11 protein-coding genes are annotated in these 13,152 nt (G+C 38.1%); 9 read left to right on the top strand and 2 right to left on the bottom strand.

Annotated features, from left to right (window positions below; translation table 11 throughout):
* Positions 1–47 precede the first annotated feature (47 nt).
* Both BFP77_RS13045 and BFP77_RS13050 read left to right on the top strand, forming a co-directional pair.
* Complete coding sequence (locus BFP77_RS13045; protein WP_099574467.1) at positions 48–590, top strand: 1-acyl-sn-glycerol-3-phosphate acyltransferase; 543 nt, start codon at positions 48–50, stop codon at positions 588–590.
* Positions 591–1,348: 758 nt separating this feature from the next.
* Positions 1,349–2,383: a hypothetical protein gene (locus BFP77_RS13050; protein WP_099574468.1), complete on the top strand. Its 1,035-nt coding sequence runs from the start codon at positions 1,349–1,351 to the stop codon at positions 2,381–2,383.
* An 871-nt stretch (positions 2,384–3,254) separates the two neighbouring features.
* On the opposite strand, the gene BFP77_RS13055 is transcribed toward BFP77_RS13050, so the two are convergent.
* The gene (locus BFP77_RS13055; protein ID WP_099574469.1) at positions 3,255–4,880 is read right to left on the bottom strand and encodes an alkaline phosphatase family protein; all 1,626 of its coding nucleotides are present in this window, start codon (positions 4,878–4,880) and stop codon (positions 3,255–3,257) included.
* Positions 4,881–4,938: 58 nt separating this feature from the next.
* Positions 4,939–5,613, bottom strand: a complete 675-nt coding sequence (locus BFP77_RS13060) for an NUDIX hydrolase (RefSeq protein ID WP_099574470.1) — start codon at positions 5,611–5,613, stop codon at positions 4,939–4,941.
* Between the two features lie 145 nt (positions 5,614–5,758).
* Between BFP77_RS13060 and BFP77_RS13065 the strand changes: the two genes are divergently transcribed.
* The 7 genes from BFP77_RS13065 to BFP77_RS13095 are packed head-to-tail and all read left to right on the top strand — an operon-like array spanning position 5,759 to position 13,145.
* Positions 5,759–6,586 carry an SDR family oxidoreductase gene (locus tag BFP77_RS13065; protein ID WP_099574471.1) on the top strand — a complete coding sequence of 276 codons (828 nt, stop codon included), beginning with the start codon at positions 5,759–5,761 and terminating at the stop codon, positions 6,584–6,586.
* 31 nt (positions 6,587–6,617) lie between these two features.
* Complete coding sequence (gene uxuA, locus BFP77_RS13070) at positions 6,618–7,799, top strand: mannonate dehydratase (protein ID WP_099574472.1); 1,182 nt, start codon at positions 6,618–6,620, stop codon at positions 7,797–7,799.
* The gene (gene uxaC / locus BFP77_RS13075; RefSeq protein WP_099574473.1) at positions 7,796–9,211 is read left to right on the top strand and encodes a glucuronate isomerase; all 1,416 of its coding nucleotides are present in this window, start codon (positions 7,796–7,798) and stop codon (positions 9,209–9,211) included. Before uxuA ends, uxaC begins: the two co-directional genes overlap by 4 nt.
* A gap of 43 nt (positions 9,212–9,254) precedes the next feature.
* Entirely contained in the window at positions 9,255–10,196 is a 942-nt protein-coding gene (locus tag BFP77_RS13080; RefSeq protein ID WP_099574497.1) for a TRAP transporter substrate-binding protein, read from the top strand.
* Positions 10,197–10,249: 53 nt separating this feature from the next.
* Entirely contained in the window at positions 10,250–10,771 is a 522-nt protein-coding gene (locus BFP77_RS13085) for a TRAP transporter small permease (RefSeq protein WP_099574474.1), read from the top strand.
* A 2-nt stretch (positions 10,772–10,773) separates the two neighbouring features.
* The gene (locus tag BFP77_RS13090) at positions 10,774–12,078 is read left to right on the top strand and encodes a TRAP transporter large permease (protein ID WP_099574475.1); all 1,305 of its coding nucleotides are present in this window, start codon (positions 10,774–10,776) and stop codon (positions 12,076–12,078) included.
* Between the two features lie 17 nt (positions 12,079–12,095).
* Entirely contained in the window at positions 12,096–13,145 is a 1,050-nt protein-coding gene (locus BFP77_RS13095; protein ID WP_099574476.1) for a sugar kinase, read from the top strand.
* Positions 13,146–13,152 lie beyond the last annotated feature (7 nt).

The following is a 13,152-nucleotide window of genomic DNA, read 5'->3' on the forward strand; positions in this document are numbered from 1 at the left end:
TCTGTTTGTAGGCAGTCGAGAACAAAATTAGCAATCAATAATTATCGATGCAGCAAATAGCAAAGTTTATCTATTTTAAAGTTTTGAAGTGGTCACTTGTAGGAGCGTTCCCTTCTCACCTCAATAAATTTGTAATCCCCGTAGTACCACACACAAGCTGGTGGGACTTTTTTTTAGGACTTTTGGTACGCAAAGTTTGGAACGAGGAAATAAATTATATCGGCAAAAAGAGTCTTTTTGATTCTCCATTGGGATGGTTTTTCAAATGGACAGGTGGGGCACCCATCGATAGAAGTAAATCTAATGATACCGTAAGTGCAACAGCTCAAATTTTTGAGGAAAGAAACGTTTTCCGATTGGCATTATCGCCAGAAGGTACCCGTAAAAAGGTCACGAAGTGGAAAACAGGCTTCTACTATATTGCCAAAGCCGCAAACGTTCCTATTGTACTCGTTGCGTTCGACTACGGCAACAAACAAATTAAAATATCGGAACCATATTTTCCAACAGCAGACATGACAGCGGATTTTAAAGTGTACGAGTCCTTTTTTGAGAATGTTAAAGGAAAGGTGCCCGAGTTCAGTTTTTAGATCGTTCAATCAACTTCTTGGTATGTTTTTCATCCTTCTTAGTGTTTCCAGGAAACACTATTGAGGTACTTGTATAGCTGTTGCCAAATGTCGCTGATGCCAAATACACTTGGTCCAGCGCATCTAAAACTTGATGGTCTGATAGTTCTTTTAAGGGATGGGTAAAAACGGACCAGATGATTTCATCACTTAAGGCGTATTACATCCAATGCTGCGTGAAAGTTTGCTACTAAGGTATTTAAGATTTCCTTTTCACCAATTTCCTCATGTTTAACGATAGGTGATATAATCCGCATTCTGTTTGCGCACTCATCAAAATAAAGAATACGCGTACTTCTTTATGTAGGATAGTATAGGAATTTCCATTCTCAAAAACGTTTTCCGATACTTCTCCAAAAAGTTGCCCCGTCCGGTCAGAAGTCATCTGAAGTCCGCTAATGCTTAAAGAGAAGAGAAAAAGAAAATTGATGTAATGACCGCATGACTAATGGTTTATTGGCACTTCCTAAAGGTATAACACCCCGAGGCTTGCTTCGAAATTAAATGTTCATTTCCTACTTGTGACCCGAAGGCTTGTCCTAAGTAGTAAAGGTAAAGTCGTCTTTTTTTAGTAAAGATGACACGTATACCTCATCAATTTTATTTTTAAAATGAGTTAGGAAATCGATGAACGGCGTCTTTTTTTAACATTTAATTCAAAACCCCCAAGGAGGTTTCCTCGTTTATAGAACCGAAAAACAATTTTAAATTATTTTCTTATGAAGAATAGATTTTTTAAATGTGGAATTTTGATTGCGCTTGGAACTATTGTATTGAACTCATGTAGTAATGATGATGGAGATGATGGTGAAATGAGTTTGGAGAGCGTTCAGCTTTTTGCTTCAAACAATACAGACGGTAATATTACCGTCTATGATATGGTGTCGAGTGAGGTAAGAACCCTTGCCACGGCTTCAACAATGGCTGAAGGTGTTTATTATGATGCTGATTCTGATGAAATTATACAAGCGTCTAGGTCGTCTAATCAACTGAACGCCTACAGTGGAGTTTCGGCAATATTGAACGGAAGTTCATTAAATATTTCCATTTCTGCTTCGGTTTCCAGTGAATCTTCGTTGGAAAGTCCACGAGACATTGCGGTAAATGATAATTTCGTGGTTGTTTCCGATAACGCAGACGTTGACGGAGATGACGCTACGGCAGATGGAAGACTATTTATTTTTTCAAGGAGTAATGGCAACCTTACTTTAAGGAATACGGTTATAGTGGATTTTGCACTTTGGGGAATAGAATTTGTTGGTAATGATCTGTATGCCGTTGTCGATAAAACCAATCAATTGGCGGTCTTCGCAAATTTCACTGCTTCAAATACAACGAATGCTGCGGTGAGTGCAACAAAGACGATTGCTATCGAGGGTATTGTGAGAACTCATGGTTTGGCCTATGACAAGGGAACGATGATACTCACCGATGTAGGTAGTGCAATGGACGACGCAGATGGTGCGTTTCATATCATTACCAATTTCGATTCCAAGTTTTCTGGTGTATCCGATGGCGGTATTCTTGTTGTAGCAGGTAATCAAACCAGAATTTCTGGGGACGCCACTTCATTAGGTAATCCTGTTGCGGCCGAATACGATGCAGACTCCAATACGGTCTTTATAGCTGAGGCAGCAAACGGAGGAGGAAAAGTTTTAGGTTTTGCTAATGCTAACTCCGGAGGAAATATAGCACCATCAATGAATAATAGTTTGTCTAAAGCTTCTTCGCTTTATTTTTATAGTAATAAATAAACAAAGAACAATTTTGGTTTTTTAGGTTGTTGTTAAAATGGCCCGTTCAAAGGAACGGGCCATTTTTGTTTCCTCTGGGATAAATCTATTAAGAATCTTCTGACCAGAAGAATACAGATTTCAAAAAAAGTCCTTTTTTGTGTGCAAGAGACATTCTACTCCATATCCGATATTAAAAGTGACATAAGGATTGCTCAAAACTTGCAAATTCATGTGTTTTTCAAATTTCTTGTGAACTTAGGACTGGTTAATCTATTCCTGCATGGTGTGATATACGTTCTGTATATCATGCAATTATTCTTAAAATATTAATAATCAATTTTTTATATATTTAAAAATAGTTATTTGTTCTTTATTTGTTCGATTTTAGTTGTCATATTTATCAATCATTAATAGGGAAATATTGAAGTGTAGGGTTGGTTATATTGGTATGCTAAGCTATTGGGGTGTTTTATTCTGCAATTTAAACGAAGTACATTCCAACAAACGCCTTATTACATTTTTTTGACCAAACTTTAATCCGGTCAATATAGATAATTATTAAGAAATAATATAGTTGTATTTTCCTTTTAATAATTATCCTCGCCATAGCCGTATATTTTTTTATTTACAATAACTTAACGTTAAATTTACAATAATATTTTGAGTTTTGAATCATATTATTTTTAAAAGTGTTGTTATCCAGTACTTTAGGATGAATGTTATTAACTGATGTGTTTATAAGTTTGTGATTTAAATTATTTGGTCAATGATCTTAATTTTTAAACAATGTGTTTCTAATTGTTCAGAATTCTTGAAAGGCTTTGTAGCCCTCAATATAGCTAAGTCTTCAACTACATGCAGAAAACTTAACTTTGTGAAGATTGTTATGTTAATCTCTTTTTAAAACCTCTATGATAGGCTCTTTGTTTGCCGAACTTGGTAAAGGTATATTTAGTAAAAAGGACAGTGTTGAGGCAATCTGATCTATGGAGTATTTTTTATATGTTCTTCCTTGTCTAATATTCTTGCCATACCAAATCATCGGCACATGTGTGTCGCTATTATAAGCAGTGCCGTGAGTAGTTCCGTATTTGCGCTCAGGCATCCACCCTTCTTCTAGGTGAAATAGAATGTCGCCTGATCTTTTAATGTTAAAACTTTTTTTGAAAAAACTATCCACACCGAAGTGCCTATTCTGGTCCGTACTAGGTAGATATACTTGCTTGATACCTTCTGTGTCCTTTAATATTTTGATGGCCTCCTCACAAATAGAAAGTCGATTGCCGTCTGCGTACTTTAAGTATACCTGAGTTTTGTCCAAATAGATAACCCACTCCTCATAACCGAATTTTTTTGAAAGATTACGGTTCAACTCTTCTTTGATATTTGCTAGCTTTAGGGATTCTCCAGATAATCTGGATTTTTTTAGGAAATTGGGGTTGTCGCTGGCACCATGGTCAGCAGTAAGGAATAGAAGATAATTGTTTTCACCAATCTTGGAATCAAGAAAAGAAAGTAAAGTCTCAATTTCAGCGTCTAATCGAACATATGTATCTTCCAATTCTTTCGATCGTATACCGAAGTTGTGTCCTACATAATCCGTACTGGAATAACTAATAGTAAGAAAATCGGTTTCCTTTCCAATTCCCATATGTTCGTTAGTAATTACGTTTATAGCTAATTTTGTCAATAAAGTATTCCCAAAAGGTATTTGAGGTATTAAACCGAAGTTACCATTGTCCTTTCTGAGTTTCCTTAAATTATAGGGAAAGCTATTTCCTTCTTTGCCGATAAAAGTTTTTTCGCCAGCTTGATTATCTGTGCCACTATTTTGATATTTACTAAGTTTAAATTTTGCCTCCCACGTAAGATTCAAAATTGAATCGGCAATTTTTCTTTTATTGAAATTTTTCAGCCATGTTGGTAATGATTTTGAGTAGTAAGAACTGGTAATAAAATTTCCGGTATGGGTGTTGAACCAAAGTGCGAAATCAGCCATGTGTCCCGCTGGCAGAATGCTTCCTCGATCCTTTAATGATATTCCAATAATTTTTGAACGACCATTGGAACTCAGTTTTAACTCATCCGTTATAGTGGTAGAAAGTAAATTTCTTGGAGATCTAGAATACATGGAAAATTGATGGGTTTTACTTTCACCATCCACTAACACTTCTTTATCGTCCAATGTGCAATAGACTATCTTTTTGTCTTGTCTACTATACCAGTCATTCGCGACTATTCCATGGTTTATTGGAGTAGTACCGGTGAAAATCGATGCATGGCCCGGACCTGTTGCGGTTGGCAAGTAATTATAGTGCATGTTTTTGACGACAAAACCATCTTCCAATAGTCTATTGAATCCATCAGGTCCAAAATTACCCGAAAAACGGTGTAGGTAGTCAGCGCGCATTTGATCTACGACTATGCCCACGACTAGCTTAGGTCTGTTCTTTTCTTGACCAAATATAAGGTAAGGTAAAAGTATAAAATGCAGTACTATACACATTCGTATCATAAAGTATGTTATTTGAAAGTTTTCAAGCTATACTATAGCTTAAGCATTATTGATTTGTTCATTTTAATATCCTGTAAAGAAATGGACCTCCTTTCACACCTTTTTTTATGATACCCGTATTCTCAAGAAGCTCTAATTGAGAAATTCTTTTTCGGAAATTTCGCCTATCCAATTGTTCGTTCAGAACTGCTTCGTACAGACTTTGAAGCTCGTTTAGGGTAAATGTTTCAGGAAGTAATTGGCCAAAGGTCATATGATGGTTTAAATTGTATTGGAGCAGTTTTAGGGCGTCCGTAATTATCTCTTTATGGTCAAAGCCAATTTTTTTTGGTAGCTCTTTAATATTGAACCACTTGGTTTCAGTCACGTTCACTTTCTGTTCGATTGGATGGTTTTTAGGTTGAACCAATGCATAAAAAGAAACGGTAACCACGCGCTTTACATCATGTCTTTTCAATTTACTATATGCTTTTACCTGCTGCATTGGTACGTTTTTAATGCCTGTTAGATATAAAAGCACTTTCGTAGCACACTGTTCAAGTGTCTCCTCTTCTTCCATTATACCTCCGGGCAAGAGCCAGAAATTCTTCTTAAGCCCTACACTTCTTTTCGTGAGTAATATTTTGAGCTCCCCTTCGTTAAACCCAAAGAGGGCAACATCGGCGGTCATACTGCATTCGAAGGATGTCGATACTACTTGAATATTGTCCAAATCCTTTTTAATGTTCCCCATAAATTTTTCTAATAAACAGGGCAAACTTAAAAATAAATAATTATGTTTGTAACTGTGTACTTAATACACAGAAAGCCAAATATAAGTATTTTATGTAGTAAGAAAAAATATCGGCTTTAACAACTTTGATTAAAATTTAAGGCGAATGGGAAAGATTATAGTATTGACCGGAGCTGGTGGTATCCTCTGCGGAACTATTGCTAAAGCATTGGCTCGTGAAGGCCATAAAATTGCTGTATTGGATTTGAGAAAAGAGGCCGCTGAAACTGTGGTAGAAGAAATTAAAAAGGATGGAGGTATTGCTATAGGGATATCAGCCAATGTGTTGGACAAGGACTCTTTGGAAGAAGCGAAAAAATTGGTAAATAAAATACTGGGACCATGCGATATATTAATCAATGGAGCTGGAGGAAATCATCCTTTGGGTACTACCTCCAATACCCATTTATTGGAAGAGGATTTGTTAAATGGAACAAATGATTTTCGAACGTTTTTCGATTTAGATTCGGATGGAATCAAATTTGTTTTTGATTTGAATTTTATGGGTACTCTATTGCCAACCCAAGTGTTCGCCAAGGATATGATAGGGAAAAAGGGATGTAGTATTCTTAACATCTCTTCTATGAATGCCTTCACTCCGTTAACGAAAATACCCGCATACAGTGGAGCAAAAGCGGCTGTTTCCAACTTTACGCAGTGGTTGGCGGTACATTTTTCAAAAATAGGGATTAGGGTAAATGCGTTGGCACCAGGATTTTTTCTAACAGATCAGAATAGAGGGTTGTTGACTATGGAAGACGGAAGCCTTACCGAAAGAGGAAATAAGATTATTGAGCAAACACCCATGGCGAGATTTGGAGAACCAGACGATTTAATAGGAACTACGTTATGGCTTTGCGGAGAAGGAGCATCATTCGTAACTGGGGTCGTAGTTCCGATTGATGGTGGATTTAAGGCCTTCAGTGGGGTCTAAGAGATTTCTTATAATTATTTAATAATAAAATATGGAACAAACATGGCGATGGTACGGTCCCAAAGATACGGTAACCCTACAGGATATAAAACAGGCAGGAGCTACGGGTATCGTTACCGCCTTACACCATGTGCCCAATGGGGAAGTTTGGACGATTGAAGCAATTCAAGAAAGAAAAGATACCATTGAAAGAGCTGGATTGTCTTGGAGTGTAGTGGAGAGCGTGCCTGTCCATGAGCAGATAAAGACCAGAAAGGAAGGTTTTGAAACGTTTATCGAAGCATATAAAACTAGCATAAGGAATTTAGCGAGCTGTGGTATTAGGACCATCTGTTACAATTTTATGCCTGTTCTGGATTGGACACGGACTGATTTGGCCTATGAAATAGAGGATGGGTCAAAAGCTTTACGATTCGATGTCATAGCCTTTGCGGCCTTTGAACTTTATCTGTTAAAGAGACCGGGAGCTGAAGAGAACTATTCAAAGAATATGAGAGCAAAAGCGAAGATTTTCTTGGATTCCCTTACTCAGGTCGAGAAATTGGATTTAATAAATAATATAATCGCTGGTCTGCCAGGGGCGGAGGAAGGCTATAGCTTGGAGAAATTTCAGGAAGTATTAGACACCTACAAGAACATCGATACGGAGAAGCTCAAACATCATTTGGTATTGTTTCTAAAGGAAATCATTCCGGTAGCGGAAGAAAATAAAGTGTTGATGTGCATTCATCCGGACGATCCTCCTTATCCTATTCTCGGCCTTCCTCGTGTAGTAAGCACAGAGACGGATTACGCCCACTTGTTTCAGGAGGTGCCCAGCATCAACAACGGAATTACATTCTGCACAGGATCATTAGGTGTTATTCCAGAAAATAATTTGAGGCGGATGATACAACGTTTTGCGGACCGCACCCATTTTATCCATTTAAGGAGTACAAAAAGAGATGACAATGGTAATTTTTACGAAGCCAATCATCTGGAAGGTGATGTCGACATGTATTCTATAATAAAAGAAATCCTATTTGAGGAAAAACGCAGAAAAACTAATGATGTTGCAAATAAAAAGATTCCTATGCGTCCCGATCACGGACACCAAATGCTCGATGACCTGAACAAAAATACCAATCCAGGCTATTCCGCCATAGGCAGGTTACGGGGGTTGGCAGAATTACGGGGTCTGGAAATGGGTATCGCCAGAAACATGGAACAATGAATTTTACAACATCCACTACATTCATAACCAATGATTTTTTACTGGAAACACCAGTAGCAAAGAAGCTATACTATGATTACGCTGCTCTCATGCCTATCATTGACTACCACAACCATTTGTCACCAAAAAGGATTTCAGATAACAATCCTTTCAAGAACTTAGGTGAAGCATGGTTAGAGGGAGATCATTATAAATGGAGGGGTATGAGGGCCAATGGCATACCTGAAAAGTATATTACGGGAAACGCACCGGATAAAGAAAAATTTGGAAAATGGGCGGAGACCGTACCCTATACCGTGGGGAATCCATTGTTTCATTGGACCCATTTGGAACTGTCACGTTATTTTGGTATAGACACTATTTTACAGCCAAACTCTTCGGATATAATATATCAAAAAGCAAATGAAATCCTCGAGGACAAGACACCGAGACAACTTCTAAAGGACATGAAGGTAGAAGTAGTATGTACTACGGACGACCCTTCCGATAGTCTAGAACATCATAAGATATTAGCAAAGGCACATGGCTATACCAAAGTATTTCCCACATTCCGTTCGGACAACCTTTTCCTTATAGAGCAGGAGACTTTTCAAAATTATCTGGAAAACTTGGAATCTCGTATTGGATTTTCAATTGTGGACTTCGCAGATTTTTTAAAGGCTATTGATGCCAGAATTGATTTTTTTCATAGTAATGGATGCCGCTTATCCGATTTTGGTATCGGGGCACCAATTCATATAGAGTGCTTTACGGAAAACCAGGTAGACCTAATTTTTAAGAAGCGTCTTAAGAATGAAAAACTATCTTTTACGGAAATTAACCAGTATAGAAGCTTCCTTTTTTTTCATCTTGGAAAAAGATACCACGATAAGAACTGGACGCAGCAATATCACTTGGGAGCCATCAGAAATAATAACATAAGGTTGCTGAATGATATCGGTGCCGATGTAGGTTGTGATTCCATAAGTGATTATTGCTTTGCAGAACCCATGTCTAGACTATTTGGAATATTGGATTCCGAACGTAAACTTGCTAAGACCATTACCTATAATTTAAACCCCTCGCATAATGAGGTATTCGCCACTATGATGGGTAATTATAATACAGGTGGAACGCCGGGCAAAATGCAATGGGGATCTGGTTGGTGGTATTTGGACCAAAAGGATGGAATGGAAAAGCAATTGACCTCTTTGGCCAATATTGGATTGTTGAGTCGGTTTGTAGGTATGCTGACGGATAGCAGAAGCTTCCTATCATTTCCGAGACATGAATATTTTAGACGCATCCTTTGTAATTTTTTAGGAAATGCCATAACAAAAGGTGAATTACCAAATGATTTGCCTTTTTTCGGTCAGTTGGTCAAAGACATTTGCTATAATAACGCAAAACAATATTTTGATTTTGAATCATAGGTACATCATCCAAGAATTAATAATCCTACTACTAATAGTAGGTATGGTAACGCTTGTATCCTGCAAACCGGAGGATGCGGAAAAGACACTCACTTTTGCGCATAACCTTCCGATTAGTCATCCGGTACATAAGGGTGTGGTATCTTTTAAAAACCATTTGGAAGAAATTTCCAAGGGAAAACTAACATTAAAAATTTATGCTAACGGCCAAATAGGTTCGGAACGTGAAGTACTGGAGTTATTGCAGATTGGCAGTATATCCATGACCAAGGTAAGTGTTGCGGCAATGTCGAATTTTGTACCAGAATATCGTGTCTTGGGACTACCGTATCTTTTTGAGGACAAAGATCATCTTTTTAAGGCATTGGAAGGTGAAGTTGGTGAGCTTTTACTAAAAAAAGGTACATCCTCCTGGCTGCGTGGCTTATGTTATTACGACGCTGGTAGCCGCAGTTTTTATACTAAAAGCAGGTTTATTGAACAGCCAAAGGATTTAGAAGGAATGAAAATAAGAGTTATGAGTGATAAAATGTCCGTAGCAATGGTGGAGTCCTTAGGAGGCTCACCTACCCCCATGTCCTTTGGAGAATTATATACCGCTTTACAGCAGGGGGTAGTGAACGGAGCTGAGAATAACGCCCCATCATTCGTTACTTCACGTCATTTCGAAATCTGTAAGTACTATAGTCTTGATGCGCATAGCTACGTGCCGGACGTGGTATTGATGAGTACTAAATTTTTAAACCGATTAACAGCGCAGGAACAAGCATGGGTGTTCAGGGCGGCTAAATTATCAGCAAAGGACCAAAAGAAATTCTGGAAATCCTCAGAAGAGGAAAGTATGGAAATTTTGAAGGCGTCCGGTGTCCAATTTATTACTCCAGATAAAGCCATGTTCGAAAAGAAAACAAATAATATCAAGGAAGAATTTATAAAGGACGGACAAATGAAAATCCTTGTGGAAGCAATTGAAAGATTGGAATAGTATATAAATAACTAAGAGTTTTCTTGAATTTCAAAAGCACTAATATTTAAGTTATGGAAAGAATATTTTCAATCGTAAGCAATACGCTAAAGACCTTGCTGGTCATCATTTTTAGTGTCCTGGTACTCGATGTGGTATGGCAGGTATTCGCACGCTATAGCATCGGTAAACCAAATGCCTTTACTGAGGAATTGGCGAGATATCTATTAATATGGTTAGCCATTTTGGGTACGGCCTATGTAAGGAGCTATAAGGGTCAAATGTCCATTGATTATCTATATAATAAATTGAGTTTAAAAAAGCAGCTATATCTGAGTTTGTTAATAGAAATCGCTATAATATTGTTCGCATTGACCATCATGGTTATAGGTGGCATTAACCTTATGTACATAACCTTGAAACTTGGCCAGATATCCCCGGCATTAAACATTCCCATCGGTTACGTCTATAGTGTGGTACCCATAAGTGGTCTGATTATTATTTTTTATAGCTGCTATCATTTTTCACATTTACTTAAATCTACGAATGTCGGCACATCGGATAAAGGCCAAGATACCTTAAAAATGAATTTATAATTATGGCTTTAGCAGGTATTCTTTTTCTCTTCGTGGTACTATTTATTTTGTTACTGTTAAAAGTACCTGTGGCGTATAGTGTGGGTATTGCTACGACACTTACCTTACTCTTCTACCTTCCACTGTTACCTTCCGTGACTACGATCATGCAACAGATGACAACAGGGATAGACAGCTTTGCGCTATTGGCCATTCCTTTTTTTATATTGGCAGGAGACATAATGAATAGGGGAGGTATAGCCAATAGATTAATAGACTTTTCAAAATCTTTGGTAGGTAGTTTGCCTGGAGGGTTATTGTATGTAAATATCTTATCGGCCATGTTCTTCGGCGCAGTATCAGGTTCTGCAGTGGCTTCAGCATCCGCTATTGGAGGTATTTTGAGTAAACGCATGGATACCGAAGGCTACGGTAAGCCCTTTAGCGCTTCGGTCAATATTACGGCCTCCACGGTAGGATTGGTCATCCCGCCAAGTAATATATTGATTGTATTTGCTTTGGCAAGTGGCGGGGCGGCTTCGGTAGAAGCACTATTTCTTGCGGGATATATCCCCGGCATGTTACTTGGCCTTGGGCTCATGATAGTTGCTGGTTATTTTGCGGTTAAACACAAATTTCCCAAAAGGGATCGCGTAAGGTTCAGGAAATTGATTAAAGATTTTTCACGTGCATTCCTCAGCCTACTCATGATCGTTATTGTGGTAGGGGGTATAGTCATAGGGGTGTTTACGGCCACTGAGGGGGCTGTCATCGCTGTAATTTATGCATTGCTTTTAGGTTTTTTCTATAGACAGATTAATTTTAAAATATTGCCCGACATCATTTTATCAAGTGCTAAAACCACGGCAATCGTAATGTTCCTGATATGTACTTCAATGGCATTGTCTTGGTTGTTTGCATTTAATAGTGTTCCCGAATTAATTTCTGAAAGTATACTAGGCAGTTTTGACAATCCAATTGTCATATTGCTACTTATAAATATCATTTTATTAATAGTGGGAACGTTTATGGATATTACCCCTGCCGTATTGATATTTACGCCTATTTTTTTGCCAATAGTGACAGGCATGGGTATTCATCCTGTACATTTTGGAATCATTATGGTAATCAACCTGTGTATTGGTTTGTGCACACCTCCCGTGGGCACTTTGCTATTCGTTGGAAGTGGTGTGGCAAAAATTGAAATTACCGAAGTAATCAAACCCATTCTGCCTTTTTTGGCAATGATGGTTGCCATGTTAATGTTAATAACATATATGCCAGAAATCACATTATATCTCCCAAAGTTATTTGGAGCGATAGACTAAAATTAAACCTGTAAAATATGGATAAAAAAGTAGTAACATTTGGAGAGATCATGTTAAGATTAGCACCTCCTGGATTTTTAAGATTTTCACAAACGAATAGTTTTGATGCCATTTATGGAGGAGGTGAATCCAATGTGGCTGTTTCTTTGGCAAACTATGGTATTCCTGTAGACTTCGTGACACGCCTACCGAAAAACGATATCGGGGAATGTGCTATGATGGAAATGCGGAAAAGAGGAGTTGGTACCAACAATATAATTTACGGTGGTGATCGTTTAGGAATTTACTTTTTGGAAACCGGGGCCGTAAGTAGAGGTTCGAAAGTGGTCTATGACAGGGCCCATTCGGCAATTGCGGAAATAGAATCCGGAATGATAGATTGGGAAACGGTCTTTGATGGTATAGAATGGTTTCATTGGACCGGAATAACGCCCGCCATATCCCAAGGAGCGGCCGATGTCTGTTTAGAAGCCTTAAAAGTTGCAAGTTCTCGGGGTATAATGATATCCACAGACCTCAATTACAGGGCTAAGTTATGGAACTACTGTGATGCCACCCATAGAGAAAGAATTATGACCGAACTTACATCGTATTGTCATATTATTCTTGGAAACGAAGAAGACGCTGAGATGCATTTTGGTATCAAACCAGATGGATTACATGTTCAGACAGAAGGACATAATATTAAAGCAGAAGCATTTCGTTCAGTTTGCCAACAAATGATGTCAAAATTTCCAAATGCTAAAAAGGTAATAACCACTTTACGAGGTTCCATATCTGCATCACATAATACTTGGGCAGGAGTTTTGTACGATGGGAAAAGACTATTTGAGACCCAACAGTATCAAATCACCGATATCGTGGATAGAGTAGGTGGAGGTGATTCCTTCATGGGTGGCTTAATTTATGGTTTGTTGACCTTCCCTGATAACGACCAACACGCTCTTGATTTTGCCGTAGCGGCATCATGTCTAAAACATACCATCAAGGGAGATGCAAACTTGGCAACTATAAGTGAAATCGAAAAATTAATGGGTGGTGATGCCTCTGGCAGGGTTGCACGATAAAAAAAGA

The organism is Maribacter sp. 4U21, assembly GCF_002742365.1.
GTDB lineage: Bacteria > Bacteroidota > Bacteroidia > Flavobacteriales > Flavobacteriaceae > Maribacter.